The 16,518-nt window shown below is 66.4% G+C and carries 15 protein-coding genes; 9 read left to right on the top strand and 6 right to left on the bottom strand.

Annotation, left to right across the window (positions count from 1 at the left end; all coding sequences use genetic code 11):
- Positions 1–669: Crp/Fnr family transcriptional regulator (locus ACY3GB_RS03610; protein ID WP_463087533.1), on the bottom strand; the 669-nt coding region annotated here is incomplete at its 3' end.
- 191 nt (positions 670–860) lie between these two features.
- A complete protein-coding gene (locus ACY3GB_RS03605) occupies positions 861–1,619 on the bottom strand; it encodes an SDR family oxidoreductase (RefSeq protein ID WP_463087532.1) in 759 nt (252 codons plus the stop codon).
- Between the two features lie 144 nt (positions 1,620–1,763).
- Here ACY3GB_RS03605 and ACY3GB_RS03600 point away from each other — a divergent pair, with 144 nt between their 5' ends.
- The 4 genes from ACY3GB_RS03600 (at position 1,764) to ACY3GB_RS03585 (ending at position 7,265) form a co-directional block, all read left to right on the top strand.
- Positions 1,764–2,657, top strand: a complete 894-nt coding sequence (locus tag ACY3GB_RS03600; RefSeq protein WP_463087531.1) for a LysR family transcriptional regulator — start codon at positions 1,764–1,766, stop codon at positions 2,655–2,657.
- Positions 2,658–2,785: 128 nt separating this feature from the next.
- Complete coding sequence (macA, locus tag ACY3GB_RS03595) at positions 2,786–3,979, top strand: macrolide transporter subunit MacA (protein WP_463087530.1); 1,194 nt, start codon at positions 2,786–2,788, stop codon at positions 3,977–3,979.
- A complete protein-coding gene (locus tag ACY3GB_RS03590; RefSeq protein ID WP_463087529.1) occupies positions 3,976–5,910 on the top strand; it encodes a MacB family efflux pump subunit in 1,935 nt (644 codons plus the stop codon). Before macA ends, ACY3GB_RS03590 begins: the two co-directional genes overlap by 4 nt.
- Positions 5,911–5,912: 2 nt before the next feature.
- The gene (locus tag ACY3GB_RS03585; protein ID WP_463087528.1) at positions 5,913–7,265 is read left to right on the top strand and encodes an efflux transporter outer membrane subunit; all 1,353 of its coding nucleotides are present in this window, start codon (positions 5,913–5,915) and stop codon (positions 7,263–7,265) included.
- A gap of 27 nt (positions 7,266–7,292) precedes the next feature.
- On the opposite strand, the gene ACY3GB_RS03580 is transcribed toward ACY3GB_RS03585, so the two are convergent.
- Together ACY3GB_RS03580 and ACY3GB_RS03575 are read right to left on the bottom strand one after the other, a co-directional pair.
- On the bottom strand, positions 7,293–7,787 hold the full coding sequence (locus ACY3GB_RS03580; RefSeq protein ID WP_463087527.1) for a prolyl-tRNA synthetase associated domain-containing protein: 495 nt from the start codon (positions 7,785–7,787) through the stop codon (positions 7,293–7,295).
- A gap of 57 nt (positions 7,788–7,844) precedes the next feature.
- Positions 7,845–8,402, bottom strand: a complete 558-nt coding sequence (locus ACY3GB_RS03575; RefSeq protein ID WP_463087526.1) for a TetR/AcrR family transcriptional regulator — start codon at positions 8,400–8,402, stop codon at positions 7,845–7,847.
- Between the two features lie 89 nt (positions 8,403–8,491).
- Here ACY3GB_RS03575 and ACY3GB_RS03570 point away from each other — a divergent pair, with 89 nt between their 5' ends.
- The 5 genes from ACY3GB_RS03570 to ACY3GB_RS03550 all read left to right on the top strand — a co-directional run bounded on the left by ACY3GB_RS03570 (position 8,492) and on the right by ACY3GB_RS03550 (position 14,387).
- The gene (locus tag ACY3GB_RS03570; protein ID WP_463087525.1) at positions 8,492–8,959 is read left to right on the top strand and encodes a nuclear transport factor 2 family protein; all 468 of its coding nucleotides are present in this window, start codon (positions 8,492–8,494) and stop codon (positions 8,957–8,959) included.
- A gap of 196 nt (positions 8,960–9,155) precedes the next feature.
- Positions 9,156–10,616, top strand: coding sequence for a TldD/PmbA family protein (locus ACY3GB_RS03565; RefSeq protein ID WP_463087524.1), 1,461 nt, complete (start codon positions 9,156–9,158; stop codon positions 10,614–10,616).
- Positions 10,613–11,932 carry a TldD/PmbA family protein gene (locus tag ACY3GB_RS03560; protein ID WP_463087523.1) on the top strand — a complete coding sequence of 440 codons (1,320 nt, stop codon included), beginning with the start codon at positions 10,613–10,615 and terminating at the stop codon, positions 11,930–11,932. The genes ACY3GB_RS03565 and ACY3GB_RS03560 overlap by 4 nt, the downstream gene beginning before the upstream one ends.
- Positions 11,933–12,299: 367 nt before the next feature.
- Positions 12,300–13,754, top strand: coding sequence for an aminoacyl-histidine dipeptidase (locus ACY3GB_RS03555; protein WP_463087522.1), 1,455 nt, complete (start codon positions 12,300–12,302; stop codon positions 13,752–13,754).
- Positions 13,755–13,865: 111 nt separating this feature from the next.
- A complete protein-coding gene (locus ACY3GB_RS03550) occupies positions 13,866–14,387 on the top strand; it encodes a DUF2165 family protein (RefSeq protein WP_463087521.1) in 522 nt (173 codons plus the stop codon).
- Here ACY3GB_RS03550 and ACY3GB_RS03545 read toward each other — a convergent pair.
- Together ACY3GB_RS03545 and dxs are read right to left on the bottom strand one after the other, a co-directional pair.
- The gene (locus ACY3GB_RS03545; protein ID WP_463087520.1) at positions 14,369–14,956 is read right to left on the bottom strand and encodes an ion channel; all 588 of its coding nucleotides are present in this window, start codon (positions 14,954–14,956) and stop codon (positions 14,369–14,371) included. The genes ACY3GB_RS03550 and ACY3GB_RS03545 overlap by 19 nt on opposite strands.
- Positions 14,956–16,518 (bottom strand): 1-deoxy-D-xylulose-5-phosphate synthase (gene dxs, locus ACY3GB_RS03540; RefSeq protein WP_463087519.1); only part of this gene is annotated, 1,563 nt, incomplete at its 5' end. The genes ACY3GB_RS03545 and dxs, both read right to left, overlap by 1 nt.

Genomic DNA, 16,518 nt, shown 5'->3' with positions numbered 1-16,518 from the left:
GGCCAGCGCGGCGGGATCGAGCAGGGCGATGTCCTTGCCTTCGACCTCCACCAGGCCGGCCTTGCTCAGTTGCTGTAGCACGCGGGAGAAGGTTTCCGGCGTCAGGTTCAGGCGGGAAGCGATCAGGTTCTTGTTGGCTTCCAGCGTCAGCACGACTTTCTCGCCGGCGGGCGCGTCGTCCATTTGCTGCAGCAGGTAGCCGATCACGCGCTGCAGCGCGGTTTCCACCGAGTAGCGCTCCACGTCCCGCACCATGCCGTGCAGGCGCAGCGACATGCCGGCCAGCATATTGCGCGCGAAGCCCGGGTCCTCGGCCAATGCCTGGAACACGCCGGCCGCGCCGATGTGCAGCAGCAGGCTGTCTTCCAGCAACTGGGCCAGCACCGGGTAGGGCTTGCCCAGGAACATCACCGCCTCGGCGAAGCTCTGGCCGGGGTGGATGATCTCCACCACCTTCTCCACGCCCTGCGGTGAGGGGATCGCCAGCTTCACCTTGCCGTACACCACCAGGTACATGCCGTCGCATTCGTCGCCGCGCTGAAACAGCAGCTGTCCCCGGTCGCCACGCTTGGCGTGGACATGAGGCTCCAGCGTGGCCAACTGCCTGTCCGACAAGCGCTGGAACAAGGGCTGATGGCGCAGGTGCTGGATGATGTCGATCTGGGACATGGCGGGCTTTCGGAATCGGTGTAGCGATGGTGGATGCTAACTCATCCCGCGAATTATTAGCAAAGCGCGATATTTGCCGGCAGACAGGCTTGGTCGGATCTCCAGCGCAAGAAAGCGAGATGCGGGAGCGCGGCCATTTGCCATGCGGCATGAGAAAGCCGCCTGGCGGCGGCTTTCTGGGCAGAGGGAGCTTAGCGGGAAACGAAGCCGCCGTTGATGAACAGGGTCTGGGCGGTGGTCCAGCGGTTTTCCGGCGAAACCAGGTGCTTGACCAGAGGCACCAGGTCGGCCACCTGGCCCAGCTCGCCGTTGATGCTGGCGCGCTTCAGGTAGGCGACGGCTTCCGGCGTTTCCGCGGCGTAGAAGAACTCGGTGTCCATCGGGCCGGGGGCCACCACGTTGACGGTGACGCCGCGATGGCCGATTTCCTTGGCCAGCGCGCGGGTGAAGTCCTCCAGCGGCGCCTTGCTGCCGGCGTAGGCGCCGTAATGGCCGGTGGTGGCCGCCAGCAGCGAGGTGCCGACGCTGACGATGCGGCCGTTGTCGCGGATGCGGCGGCCGGCTTCCTGCAGCGCGAAGAACGCGGCCTTGGTGTTCAGCGCGAAGATGGCGTCGAATTCTTGCTCGCTGACTTCAGTGATCGCTTTCTTCACCATCATGCCGGCGGTGTTGATCAGGATGTCGACGTGGCCGAAGCGGTCTTCCACCGCGTCGAACAGGCGGCGCACTTCCGCCACCTGGGTGACGTCGGCCTGGACCGCGAACGCCTGGCCGCCGGCGGCTTCAATCGCGGCGGCGGCTTCTTCGGCTCCGGCGCGGGAGCCGGCGCTGTGGTAGTGGATGGCGACGGCGGCGCCGTCGGCGGCCAGCGCGTCGGCGAAGGCGCGGCCCATATTGCGCGATGCGCCGATGATCAGTGCGACTTGTCCTGCAAAGTTGGCTTGGCTCATGTCAGTTCTCCGTTGGGTTCGCCGCAGGCGCGGCTTGCTGTTGACGCTTTGCAGTGTATTGCTGGGCTTGATCCGGATAAACGGTGCTTTATTGTTTACACTATCCATAAAATCGTACTAATTGGAGCGGTGATGGATAGGGTCATGTCGATGCGGGTTTTCGCCGCCGTCGTCGATTGCGGCGGCTTCACCCGGGCGGCGCAGCAGTTGCAGCTGCCGCGGGCCACGGTGTCCAGCGCGGTGCAGCAACTGGAAGCGCAATTGGGCGCGCGGCTGCTGCACCGGACCACGCGGCGGGTGCAACTGACGCTGGACGGCGGCACTTTCTACGAGCGCTGCCAGCAGCTGTTGGCGGATTTCGACGAACTGGAGTCCTTGTTCAGCCAGCAGGGCGCCAGTCCGCGCGGCAAGCTGCGGATAGATGTGCCGGGGCCGATAGGGCGGCAGGTGCTGGCGCCGGCGCTGCCGGCGTTTTTCCGGCTCTATCCCGACATCGAGCTGGAACTGGGGGTGACCGACAGGCCGGTGGATCTGATCCAGGAAGGCGTCGACTGCGTGATCCGCGTCGGAGTCTTGGCGGAGTCGCGGCTGGTGGCGCGCCGGATCGGCATGCTGCCGCAAGGCAATTACGCCAGCCCGGATTATCTGGCCGCTTTCGGCGCGCCGGCTTCGCCGGACGCGCTGGCCGGCCATCGCGCGGTCAGCTACGCGTCGCCGTCCACCGGCAAGGTGTTTGCCTGGGAGTATCTGCAAGACGGCGAACGGCGCGAGCTGGCGTTGAAGTCCCAGGTCAGCGTCAACCAGGTGGAAAGCTATATCGCCTGCGCGCTGGCCGGACTGGGGCTGATCCAGCTGCCGCGCTACGACGCGGAGCCTCATGTCGCCGCCGGGCGACTGGTGGAAGTGCTGGCCGACTGGCCGCCGCCGGCAATGCCGGTATCGGTGCTGTATCCGCACCGCAGGCATCTGTCGCGGCGGGTGCAGGTGTTTGTCGAGTGGGCATCCGCGCTGTTGCGCGAGCGTTTGCGGTTGGAATAGCGGATTTATGCGATTGTGCTTAAGTAGGTGATGATGGAACTACTTTGTAACTAAATTGCCTGACAAAGTTTGCTTTTGTTAATGAATTGTTGGTGATGATGCGGTTCAGGCAATGGTTTGGCATTTTGTTGCTCCCCGCGCGCGGGTTGGCCGCCCTGTGGCGGCGCTGCCGGCGTTGGGGCTTCGGCAAGCGGCCGCGGCGCAACGCCGCGGCCTTGTTGGCGGTTCTGGCGCTGGCCGGCTGGGGCGCGCACCGCTGGCTGGCGGAGGCTCCGCCGCCGCCGGTGCTGACCGCCAAGGTGGAGCGCGGCGAGCTGGAGGATCTGGTGCTGGCCAGCGGCGTGATCCAGGCGTTGCGGCAGGTGGATGTCGGCGCCCAGGCCAACGGCCAGCTGAAGTCGCTGAAGGTGGAGGCGGGCGACAAGGTGAAGCAGGGCGAGCTGCTGGCCGAAATCGACCCGGAAGACAGCCTGAACGATTTGCGCGCCGCAGAGGCCTCGCTGGACGCGCGCGTCGCGCAGCGCCAGGCCAAGCAGGCCGCGCTGCGGCAGGCCGAGCAGGAGCTGGCGCGCCAGCGCCGCATGCATGCCGAGGGCTCCACCTCGGACAAGGATTTGCTGGCGGCCGATACCAATTACCAAACCTTGAAGGCCGGATTGGCGGAGCTGCAGGCGCAGATCCGCCAGGACCAGTCGCAGTTGGATGGCCGGCGCACCAAGCTGGGCTATACCCGCATCTTGGCGCCGATGAGCGGCGAGGTGCTGGAGATCGTCACCCAGCAGGGCCAGACCGTGATCGCCACCCAGACGGTGCCGGTGATCCTCAAGCTGGCCGATCTGAGCAAGGTGACGGTGCGGGCTTATGTGGCCGAGGCCGATGTGATCCGGGTGAAGGCCGGCCTGCCGGTGTATTTCACCGTGCTGGGCGCGCCGGACCAGCGTCACTGGGGCAAGCTGCGCGCCATCCTGCCGATGCCGGAGAAGATCAACAACGCGATGTTCTACAAGGCGCTGTTCGACGTGCCCAACCCCGACGGCAAGCTGCGCGTGGACATGACCACCCAGGTCAGCATCGTGCTGTCCCGCGTGGACAAGGCCTTGAGCATTCCGCTGTCGGCGTTGGGCGTGGCGGGCAAGGACGGCCGCTACGCGGTGAAGGTGAAGGGCAAGGACGGCAGGCTGGAGGAGCGCCAGGTGCGCATCGGCATGCAAACCTCCACCCGCGCCCAGGTGCTGGACGGACTGAAGGCGGGCGAGCAGGTGGTGACCGGAGAGCAGCCCGACAAGCCCGAAGAGGGCGGCGCCGTGATGGTGAGCGCATGAGCGGCGCCGGCCTTCAGCTGGATGGCGTCTGGCGGCGCTTTCCGTCCGGCGAGGACGAGGTGGCGGTGCTGAAGGATGTGACGCTGAGCATCGCGCCGGGCGAGATGGTGGCCATCGTCGGCGCGTCCGGCTCCGGCAAGTCCACGCTGATGAATATTCTGGGCTGCCTGGACCAGCCGTCGGCAGGCCGCTACCGGGTGGCCGGGCGCGATGCCGGCAGCCTGGACGGCGACCAGCTGGCCGCGCTCAGGCGCGAGCATTTCGGCTTCATCTTCCAGCGCTACCACCTGCTGCCGCATCTGTCGGCCTTGGACAATGTCGCCATGCCCGCCGTCTACGCCGGCATGGCGCTGCATGAGCGGCGCGAGCGGGCGCAGGCGCTGCTGGCGCGGCTGGGGCTTGCGGGCAAAGAGCATCATCGGCCCGGCCAGCTGTCCGGCGGCCAGCAACAGCGGGTATCCATCGCCCGCGCGCTGATGAACGGCGGCCGCATCATCCTGGCCGACGAGCCGACCGGCGCGCTGGATAGCCGCAGCGGCGAAGAGGTGATGCGCATCCTGAAGGAGCTGAACGCCGCCGGACACACGGTGATCATCGTCACCCACGACCCGGCCATCGCCGCGCAGACCGACCGCGTGATCGAAATCCGCGACGGCGAAATCCTGCGCGACAGCGGCGCGGCGAAGCCTGTTGCCGAAGCCGGAGGCGAGGAAGCGCGGGCCGATGGCGGCCCGTCCCCGCGAGAACGAATGGCCGAGGCGTTCAAGATGGCGATGCTGGCCATGCTGTCCAACCGCCTGCGCACCGCGCTGACCATGCTGGGCATCGTCATCGGCATCACCTCGGTGGTGTCCATCATCGCCATCGGCGAGGGCGCGCGCGACTACGTGCTCAACGACATCCGCGCGATGGGCACCCAGACCATCACCGTGTTTCGCGGCAAGGACTGGGGCGACGACAAGGCCGAAGGCATCCGCACCTTCCTGCCGGGCGACATCGCCGCGCTGGCGGAAGAGGGCTACGTGGACAGCGTGACGCCGGAAACCACGCAGTCGCAGCGCATACGCTACCGCAATGTCGATGTCAACGGCTCGGTCAGCGGCGTGGGGCGGGATTTCTTCCGCGTGCAGGGCATGAAGCTGGCCGAGGGCCAGGGCTTCAGCCGCGACGACATCCGCCAGCAGCGGCAGGTGGCGCTGCTGGACAAGAACGCGCGCCGCAAGCTGTTCGGCGACGGCGAGGCGGTGGGGCGGGTGATCCTAGTGGGCACGGTTCCGGCGACGGTGATCGGCGTGGTGGCGCAGCGCGACCGCGGCTTCGGCGGCAATTCGCTGCAGCTGTGGATGCCATACTCCACCACCGCCAGCCGCTTGTTCGGCCAGCAGCATTTCGACCGTTTCGTGATCCGGGTGAAGGACGGCCAGCCGACCAAGCTGGCGGAGAAGGCGATCACGGCCCTGTTGACCCAGCGCCACGGCGGCAAGGATTTCTTTACCCACAATATGGAAGACGTGCTGAAAACGGTGGAGAGCACCAGCCGCACGCTGGCCTTGCTGCTGACGCTGATCGCGGTGATCTCGCTGGTGGTGGGCGGCATCGGCGTGATGAACATCATGCTGGTCTCGGTGACCGAGCGTACCCGGGAGATCGGCATCCGCATGGCAGTGGGCGCCCGTCAGGGCGACGTGCTGCAGCAGTTCCTGACCGAGGCGGTGCTGGTTTGCCTGGTCGGCGGCGCCATCGGCGTGATGCTGTCCTATGGCATTAGCTTCGTGTTCGCGCTATTCGTCAGCTCATGGAAGATGTCGCTGTCGCTGACGGCCATCTTGCTGGCGGTGGCGTGCTCGTCGCTGATCGGCGTGCTGTTCGGCTTTTTGCCGGCGCGCAGCGCCGCCAGGCTGAACCCGATAGACGCGCTGGCGCGGGAGTGAAAATGGACAAGCGCAAGAGATGGACATGGCTGGCGCTGGCCGCCTTGCTGGCTGGCTGCCAGGCCACGCCGTATCAGCGGCAGCCCTTGCGGACGCCGGCGCAGTGGGCGCAGCCGGATGCGGCGGAGCAGGACATGGGCCGCGAGGCGTGGTGGGGAGGTTTCGCCGATCCGGCGCTGCTGCGGGTGCTGAGCCAGGCGCGCAGCCGCAATCCCGATCTGGAGATCGCGCTGCTGAAATTACGCAAGGCGCAGCTGGAGGCCGGCCTGGCCGACAGCGACGCGCGGCCGACGCTGAGCGGTTCGCTATCGGGCAACCGCAGCCGCCCTTTGGATGGCGGCGCTTGGTCGAACAGCCACAGCGCCGGCCTGAAAGTGGATTACGAGGTCGACCTGTGGGGGCGGCTGGACGCCGCGCAGCGTTCGGCGGGAGAGGCCTTCGCCGCCAGCCGCTACGACCAGGTCAGCGCCGACTTGCTGTCCGACAGCGCCGCCGCCGGCTTGTATTGGGACATCGCCGCGCAGAAGGCCAGGCTCGCCCTGACCGAGACGGCGCTGGCCGACGCGGTCCGCATGCAGGCGCTGGCGCGTTCAAGATGGAAGACCGGCGCGCTGGCCGAGCAGGATGCGACTCAGGCGGACAGCGAAGCGCTGGCGCAGCGCGCCAGCCTGTTGAGCCAACGGGAAGAGCTGCGCAAGAAGGAAAACGCGCTGGCGCTGCTGCTGGACGGGCCGCCGGGTTCGTCGTTGCCGGCGATCCCGCCGCTGGCAGAGCAGCCATCGCTGCCAGGCATCGCTTCCGGCCTGCCGGCAGACTTGTTGCGCCGCCGGCCGGACCTGCAGGCGGCCGAGGCGCGGTTGCGGAGCAAGCTGGCCGATGCGGACCAGCGCCGGGCGGATTTCTTTCCGCGTTTCAGCCTGAATGGCGACCTGAGCCGGGGCGGCGCCGTTCCCGGCGCGCAACTGGGTCTGGGCGCGACGCTGTCGCTGCCTTTTCTCGACTGGCGGCGGCTGGATCTGAAACTGAAATCGAGCGAGGCCGATTACCAGCTGGCGGAGGTGGAATTCCGCAAGACGCTGTACGGCGCCTATCGCGAGGTGGAAGAGGGCCTGGACGGGCGCCGCCGCCTGGCCGCCAGCGCCGCTCTGCAAAGCGAGGCGCTGCGCTTGGCGGGGCGGAACGCCCAGCTGGCCCAGAGCCGCTACCGCGCGGGAGAGACCGACATCCAATCCTGGCTGGAAGCCGCGCGCGGAGAACGCCAGGCGCGGGAGAAACTGCTGGATTTGAATCTGGAGCGGCTGAAGAATCTGGCTTATCTATACAAGGCCTTGGGCGGCGGGGCTTCGCCCGTTTGAGCGCAAGCGGGCGGCCGCCAAGCCGCGCTAGCCGCGGCGCGGCACCGCGATCACGCGCGGCGCGTGGCCGGTGTGCGCCAACAGCCGCGCCAACCCTTCCACCGGCACGCTCAGCGTGGCGGTGTTGACCAGCGGGTGGCAGAGAATCGCCTCCCGCGCCCACAAGGCATTGTCCACCACCACTTCCACCTGACGATCGCGGTCGTTGACCGCGGCCAGCAGCGTCACCGATCCCGGCTCCAGCCCCAGGTATTTTTTCAGCCGCTCCGGCGACGCGAAGCGCAGGCCCTTGGCCTCCAGCGTTTCGCCCAAGGCCTTGATGTCCACCCCGGCATTGGCCGGCACCGCCACCAGGAAGTGGCGGCGGCCCTTGGCGTCGCATAAAAACAGGTTCTTGCATTCCGCTCCGGGCAGGTCCGGGATCAGGCGCGCGGCTTCCTCGCAGGTATAGACCGGCGGATGCTCGAAGCGTTGATAGGGGATGCGCTGCTCGTCCAGCAAGCGGTACAGGGCGTGTTCCATGCGGGCGTCTCCGGCGTTTTCGTTCCCTTCGAAACTATCACGGCCGGCATCGGCGCGTCATCCCGCCAGTTTCCCGATCAAGCTTTCCAGCGCCGCCAGCGCGGCATCCGGATGACCATCCAGCTGCGCGCGCACGATGGCGCCGTCCACGGCGAGGGATAGCATTTCTGCCATTTCGTCCTTGCCGGGGCCTTCCGGCAGCCGCTCGGCGATCGCCTGCCGCATCTCTGCCTTGTGCCGCCGCGCGGCATCCATCACCGCCGGCTCGGCCGGCATTTCCCCCGCGCCGTTGATGAAGGCGCAGCCGCGAAAGTCGTCCGAGGAGAACCACTCGCGCAAGGCATCAACCAGGGAGGCAGGGCCGGGCTGGCTGGCCAATGCGCCGCGGAACCAGTCCATCCATAAGCTGTGGCGTTGCGTCAGATAGGCCTGGATCAAGTCGTTCTTGCTGGGGAAATGGCGGTAGAAGGTGACCTTGGTGACGCCGGATTCGGCGATGAGCCGGTCTATGCCGGTGGCGCGCAGGCTTTCCTGGTAGAACAGCCGATGGGCGGTGGCGAGGATGCGGTCGCGGGCGGGCAGCGCGGCGATGTCGGCGGAGAAAATGGGGTTCATGGATGGATTGTAGACAGACTTGTCTACATTGGTCTAGACTGGTTTGCATGTAGACAGATCTGTCTACTCAATTCAAAAAGGAAACCGATATGGAAACCCGTCCCCCGCTGCCGCCATTCACCCGTGAGACCGCGATCGAAAAAATCCGCCTGGCCGAAGACGGCTGGAACAGCCGCGATCCGGCGCGCGTGGCGCTGGCCTACAGCCTGGACACCCGCTGGCGCAACCGCGTCGATTTTCCGCGCGGCCGGGCCGAGGCGCAGGCGATGCTGGAACGCAAGTGGAAGCGGGAGCTGGAGTATCGGCTGATCAAGGAACTTTGGGCGTTCGGCGGCAATCGCATCGCCGTGCGCTTCGCTTACGAGTGGCATGACGACGCCGGCCAGTGGTACCGCAGCTACGGCAACGAGAACTGGGAGTTCGGCGCTGACGGCTTGATGACCGACAGGCACGCCAGCATCAACGACATGCCCATTCGGGAGACTGAGCGCAAGTTCTTCTGGCCGCTGGGCCGGCGGCCGGACGATCATCCCGGTTTGAGCGAGCTGGGACTGTAGTACAGGCGTTGAAAACGCCAGCCCTGTCAGGTGCGGGCCTGCAGGGCGCATCGCCTGCCGCCGCTTTGCGCAAGCCGCTTGGAAGAGCGGCTTTTCTGTGCGGAACGGATGGACAGCAAGCTGTCGAACTGATTAGTATAAATGCTATTGACATTTCATTGAGCGGCAGGCCGCCGCCTCATCCGGAGCTTTGACCATGCTTGAAACCATCCGGCAGCGCTTTTTGGCGCTGCAGCCGCAGGCGGACTTCTGTTCGCTGCGCTATGTGGAGGAAGACAACGAGCGCCTGAGCGTGCGCCAGGGGCGGCAGCAGCCGCTCGTGCGCCGGCACGACCGCGGCGCGATGATCACGGTGCTCGATGGCGGCGGCTACGGCTATGCGGCCACCGCCGATTTGAGCGAGGCCGGGCTGAGGGCGGCTTTCGAACGCGCTAGGCGCTGGGCGCGCGCCACGGCGGAGCGCGGCGTGTTCGATTATCGGCAAATCCAGCTGCCCAGCCCGCAAGGCCGCTACCAGGGGCCGGGATGCGACGGCGAGACCGAGTGGCCGCGCGCCGCGCTGCTGGATCTGCTGCTCAGCGAGTCGGCGGCGGCCAAAGGCGGCGACGACCGGGTGGTGGATTGGTCGGCCGGCTTGTGGCGGCAGGATATCCGCCAGCTGTATCTGACTTCCGGCGGCGGCGAGACCGAGCAGCGCATGCGCGCATTGACGCCCTCGCTGGCGGTGACGGCATTCGACAAGGGGCGGGTGCAAACCCGCAGCCTGGGCGGGCAATACGGCGGCCTGGGCCGCCAGGGCGGACTGGAGCTGATCGCCGAGGCCGGCTTGCGCGGCGCGGGCCGCCGCGTCGCCGACGAAGCTCTGCAGCTGCTGGCCGCGCCCAACTGCCCGAGCGGCAAGATGGACCTGCTGCTGATGCCGGAGCAGATGATGCTGCAGATCCACGAAAGCATAGGCCACCCGCTGGAGCTGGACCGCATCCTGGGCGACGAGCGCAATTACGCCGGCACCAGCTTCGTCACGCCGGAGATGTTCGGCAATTACCGTTATGGTTCCGAGCTGCTCAACGTCACCTTCGACCCGCTGCAGCGCAATGAGCTGGCCAGCTACGGCTGGGACGACGACGGCAAGCCGGCGGAGAAGGCGTGGCTGATCCGTAACGGCGTGCTGGAGCGCCCGCTGGGCGGAGACATCTCGTCCGCCCGCGCCAGATTGAACGGCTTTGCGCTGGACGGCATGGCCAACAGCCGCGCCTGCAACTGGAATCGCGCGCCGATAGACCGCATGGCCAATCTCAATGTCGAACCCGGCGACAAAACATTTGAGCAACTGGTGGCCGGCATCGAGCGCGGCGTGTTGATGCAGACCAACGTCAGCTGGTCGATCGACGATTCGCGCAACAAGTTCCAGTTCGGTTGCGAATGGGGGCAGCTGATTGAAAACGGCGAGCTCAAGGGCGTGGTGCGCAATCCCAACTACCGCGGCGTTTCCGCCAGCTTCTGGCGCTCGCTGAAGGCGGTGGGCGATGCGAGCACCTTCACGGTGATGGGCACGCCGTACTGCGGCAAGGGCGAACCCAATCAAGTGGTGCGGGTGGGGCATGCCTCGCCTGCCTGCGTGTTCGGCGAGGTGGACGTATTCGGAGGAGCGGCATGATGCGCGCGCATTTGCAAAGACTGGCGGCGGCGCTGAGCCGGCTGCTGCGGCAGGACGAGGGATTCACGCTGTGGCTGGAAGCGGAGCGCACCGATTTCGTCCGTTTCAACCACGGCAAGGTGCGCCAGGCCGGCGGGGTGGAGCAGGCCTACCTGGATCTGAGGCTGATCCGCGGCAAGCGCCAGGCCACGCAACAGCTGTCGCTGTGCGGAGGCGATGACGACCTGGTCTTGCTGGAGGCCTCGCTGCCGGCGCTGCGCGAGGCGCTGGAGCAAGTGGAGGACGATCCTTTCCTGTTGTTGAGCGAGCAGCCGAGCAGCACCGAAAGGATCGCCCCCGGCGCGTTGCCGCCGGCGGAAGCCATGGTGGCCGACATTCTCGCCGCCGCGGAAGGGCTGGATCTGGTGGGCATCCTGGCCTGCGGCGAGATGAGCTTCGGTTTCGCCAACCATCTGGGCCAGTTCAACTGGCAGCAGGGCGAGAGCTGGAACTTCGACTGGAGCCTCTATTCGCATGGCGACAAGGCGGTGAAGCGCAGCCAGGCCGGCAGCGTCTGGGATGCCGGCGCGATCCGGCGCGGCATCGCCGAGGCCGCCGAGCAACTGGCCTTGCTGAAGCTGCCTCTGAAAACGCTGGAGCCGGGCGAGTACCGCGCCTATTTCACTCCCACCGCTTTGGGCGGCCTGCTGTCCATGCTGAACTGGGGCGGCTTGTCGGAAAAAGAGGTTCGGGCCAAGCGCAGCCCCTTGCTGAAGCTGGTCGACGGCGAGGCGAAGCTGTCGCCGCGGGTCAGCCTGGCTGAGGCGGCGGGAGAAGGGCTGTCGCCGCTGTTTCAGACCGAGGGATTCATCCGGCTGGAGCGGGTGGAGCTGATCGCAGGCGGCGCGCACCGGAACAGCCTGATCGGCCCGCGCAGCGCGCGCGAGTTCGGCCTGGAGCCGAATGCCGGCGGCGACGAGTACGCGGAGTCGATGCAGCTGGCCCCGGGCGAGCTGCCGCGCGACGAAGCCTTGAAGGCGCTGGGCACCGGCGTCTATCTGTCCAATCTGTGGTACCTGAACTTCTCCGACCGCGCCGCCTGCCGCATCACCGGGATGACGCGCTTCGCCTGCTTCTGGGTGGAGGAGGGAAAGATAGTCGCGCCCCTGGGCGTGATGCGCTTCGACGACAGCCTGTACAGCCTGCTGGGCGAGCAGCTGGAAGCCTTGACCGCGGAGCGCGAGCTGTTGGTGGACGCCGGCAGCTATGGCGGCCGCGCCGCCCAGAGCAAGCTGTTGCCCGGGGCGCTGGTCAAGTCATTGCGCTTCAGCTTGTAGGCGCGATTGCCGGGGCGAGGCGGATTTGCCTTGTTCCGGCTGCTCGCATGGATGTAATGTATGCGGTTTTTACATGGTTGATGCGTTTGGTATGACGGCGCGACGATGCAATATGCTCAATGTCCGCGATGTTTTTTCAAGAAAACTCCCGATGGCGCATGCGCGGATGGCATGCTTTCTCTTCATCGCGCTTGGTGTAGAATGATCCCATCGAGAACCACCAGACATGGCCGGCCAAGCGCTGAGCGCCAGGCGCGGCATGTCGATGTGGCATCTATATTTCCAGCCTTCGCCGGATGGCGGATGTTGTATCCGGCGGCGCGGCCAAACGTGAGCCGCGCCGCGACACCGAATCAAGGAATGCGTTGTGACTGATATCGCTAAGCTCGAACCAACCGCCGTCTGGGAACATTTCCAAACCCTGTGCGACATTCCGCGCCCGTCCAAGCACGAAGAGCAGGTGCGCAACTACATGAAAGGCTGTGCGGAGCTGCGAGGCCTGGAAACCGTTGTCGACCAGGCGGGCAACCTGATCATCCGCAAACCGGCGACACCGGGTTATGAAGACCGTGCCGGCGTGGTGCTGCAGGGCCACCTGGACATGGTGTGCCAGGCCAATAGCGGTACCGAGCACGACTTTTTCAAGGACCCGATCCGCCCGGTGCTGAAAGACGGCTGGCTGATCGCCGAAAACACCACCTTGGGCGCCGACAACGGCATAGGCGTGGCGCTGGGCATGGCGGTGCTGTCCGGCGACGACGTCGCCCACGGCCCGGTGGAAGTGCTGCTGACGCTGGACGAAGAGGCCGGCATGGGCGGCGCGCTGGGCCTGGAAACCGGCCTGTTGAATGGTCAATACCTGATCAATATCGACACCGAAGAGTGGGGCGAGTTCTACATGGGCTGCGCCGGCGGCGTCGACGTCAACGTCACCCGCGAATACGCGGTCGAGCCGGTTCCGGCCGGCTACCAAGTAGCCAGCCTGACCATCAAGGGCCTGAAAGGCGGCCACTCCGGAGCCGACATCCACCTGGGCCGCGGCAACGCCAACAAGATCCTGATCCGCCTGGTCCGCGAGCTGGAAGCCGAAACCGAGCTGCGCCTGGTTTCCTTGCAGGGCGGCACCGCCCGCAACGCGCTGTCGCGCGAGGCTTTCGCCGTCGTTGCCTACCCGGCCGCCGACGCCGCCAAGGTGGCGGCCAAGCTGGACGCGTTTCAGGCGCTGATGCGCTTCGAACTGGCCGGCGTCGACGAAGGCGTGGCGGTGCTGTCCGAGGCGGCTTCCGCCGCCGGCGTGCTGGCGGTCGCCGACCAGAACGCCATCCTGTCCGCGCTGCATGCCGCGCCGCACGGCGTCAAACGCATGAGCCAGCGCGTCGAGGGCGTGGTCGAAACCTCTAACAACCTGGGCGTGGTGCACGTGGTCGACGGCAAGGTGTTCGCCAACCTGATGGTGCGCTCGCTGCTGGATTCCGGCACCTGGATGCTGGCGCGCGAAGTCGAAAGCCTGTTCAAGCTTGCCGCGTTCAAGGTGGAGATGGAGGGTGGCTATCCGGGCTGGGCGCCGAATCCGGGCTCCAAGCTGTTGGCGTTGTTCAAGGATGTTTACCGCAAGGAATTCGGCGGCGAGGCCGAAGTGCAGGTGATCCACGCCGGCCTGGAGTGCGGCATTTTGGGCTCCAAGTACCCGAATCTGGACATGGTGTCTTTCGGCCCGAACATCCGCGGCGCCCACGCGCCGGGCGAGCGCGTGGAAGTGGAGTCGGTCGGCAAGGCCTGGCAGCTGCTTCAGGCGGTGCTGAAGGCGATTCCTGCGCGCTGAGCGGCTTTTCTTGCAATGAAAAAATGGTCTGGCCTTTCTAGGCCATTTTTTATATCGGCTGCCGGGCCGATCATGGCATGCTACGGGTTTGTCAAAATGCTGGAGAAATCCGTGAAAAAAGAACAATTGAGCATCCATCTGCGCATCCAGTACCTGTGCAAGGCCGCGCTGGCCTTGTCGATAGGCGCGTTCGGCCTGTTGGTGGCGAGCGGAAACATCATCGATTACGACTCCAACTGGCAGTTCGTTCGCCGCGTGCTGGCGATGGACGCCTTGGAGCCGTGGTTCAATGGCGCGGCGCTGGAGGGCCGGGCGGTCCGCGATCCGTTCGGGCAGCAGCTGGCCTATTTCGCCATCATCGCCGGCGAAATGATCTGCGGACTGCTGTGCGCTGTGGGCGGTGTCGGCATGCTGCGGGCGGCGGCGGGCCGCGACGGCTTGGCTTGGGGCAAAAGCCTGTTCACGCTGGGCGCGCTGGTCGCCGTGCTGGTCTGGTATTTCGGCTTCGCGGTGGTGGGCGGCGAGTATTTCGCGATGTGGGCCAGCAAGTGGAACGGCCAGATGAAGGCCTACGCCTTCGTAGGGTTCATTCTGCTCAGCCTGGTTTACATCCGTCAGCGGGAAGAAGCCTGATCGCCGGCATCCCGCGGCCCTTGGCCTGCGAAATGGCGGCCGAAGCCTATGATCACCAGCGCGCTGGTGAAGATGATCTGAAGGTCGGCCAGCAATCGCACCGGCCAGTAGGTGGGGTACATGTCGCCGTAGCCGACGGTGGCCGCGGTGGCGATGGACAGGTGGAAACAGTCCAGAAACAGCAGGGCGGCCTTGCCGTAGAAATCGGGCAGCGGGCCGCCCTGGCGGTCGTACAGCGGCGTCATGCCGTGGAAGGCGCTGCCGCCGCTCAGCAGCAACGCGAACAGGTAGTAGACGACGGCGAATTGCAGCACCAAGCCGATGTAGAGGCCGATCAGGTCGCCCAGCTGGCGTTGGCGCGGCCGCCGCAGGATGTGGCGGCCGGTGCGCCACAGCGGCCAGAAGAACACCGCCCACGCCAGCCATTGCTCGCCCTGGCGCGGCAGCAGGGCGTGCAGATCCGCGCCGCGCCACAATAGCGTGAACAGCGCGGCGCAAACCAGCGACAGCGCCGTTTCCGCATGCAGTTGCAGCCGGGTTTCCAGGCTGGGCAGCGGCAGCGAGGCCATCAGCCGGCCAGGCGCTCGCGGATGCTCTTCTCGATGCCGGCGGCGTCCAAACCGCACAGCGACAGCAGCAGCGCTGGATCGCCGTGCTCGACGTAATCGTCCGGCAGGCCCAGTTGCAGCACGGGAGTTGCCACGCGCATAGCTTGCAGCGCCTCCAGGCAGGCCGAGCCGGCGCCGCCCATCACCACGTTCTCCTCGACGGTGACGATCAGCTCGTGGGTTTGCGCCAGTTCGCGGATCAGCTCAGTGTCGAGCGGCTTGACGAAGCGCATGTCGGCGACGGTGGCGTCCAACTGCTCGGCGGCGGCGAGGGCGGGGTGCACCATGCTGCCGAAGGCCAGGATGGCGATCTTCTTGCCTTGGCGGCGAACCACGCCCTTGCCGATCGGCAGCGCTTCCATCTGCTGCTGGATCTCCACGCCGGGGCCGGTGCCGCGCGGGTAGCGGACGGCGGTGGGGGTGTCGAGCTGGAAGGCGGTGTACAGCAGCTGGCGGCATTCGTTTTCGTCGGACGGCGCCATCACTGTCATATTGGGAATGCAGCGCAGGTAGCTGAGATCGAAGGCGCCGGCGTGGGTCGGGCCGTCGGCGCCGACCAGGCCGGCGCGGTCCAGCGCGAATAGCACCGGCAGGTTCTGCAGCGCCACATCGTGGATCAGCTGGTCATAGCCGCGTTGCAGGAAGGTGGAGTAGATCGCCACCACCGGCTTCAGGCCGTCGCAGGCCATGCCGCCGGCGAAGGTGACCGCGTGCTGTTCGGCGATCGCCACGTCGTAGTAGCGGTCGGGGTGTTCCTTCTCGAAACGCACCATGCCGGAGCCTTCGCGCATCGCGGGCGTGATGCCGACCAGGCGCTTGTCCAGCTTGGCCATGTCGCACAGCCAGTCGCCGAACACCTGGGTGTATTGCGGCTTGCCGCCGCCGCTCTTGCCGCCGGCGAGGCCGTTGGCCGGGTCGAACTTGGTGACGCCGTGGTATTTGACCGGATCGTTCTCCGCCAGCTTGTAGCCCTGGCCCTTCTTGGTGACGATGTGCAGGAACTGCGGGCCCTTCAGGCTGCGGATGTTCTTCAGCGTGTCCACCAGCACGTCCACATCGTGGCCGTCGATCGGGCCGATGTAGTTGAAGCCGAATTCCTCGAACAGCGTGCCCGGCGTGAAGAAGCCCTTGACGTGCTCTTCCACCTTGCTGGCGATCTCCTTCAGCGGCGGGGCGATGCCCAGCACCTTGCTGGAGCCCTCGCGCATTGCGGCGTAGAAGCGGCCGGACATCAGCTTGGCCAGATAGTTGTTCAGCGCGCCGACGTTGGGCGAGATCGACATGTCGTTGTCGTTCAGGATCACCAGCAAGTCGGTGTCCATCGCGCCGGCGTTGTTCAGCGCTTCGAAGGCCTGGCCGGCGGTCATCGCGCCGTCGCCGATGATGGCTACGCTCTTGCGGTCCACGCCCAGCGTCTTGGCTGCCACCGCCATGCCCAGCGCCGCGCCGATGGAGGTGGACGAGTGGCCGACGCCGAAGGTGTCGTACTCGGACTCTTCGCGCTTGGGGAAGCCGGCCAGGCC

Source organism: Chromobacterium sp. Ag138, assembly GCF_055181315.1.
The sequence above is the reverse complement of the archived record's forward strand: the minus strand, read 5'-3'. Positions and strand labels throughout refer to the sequence as shown.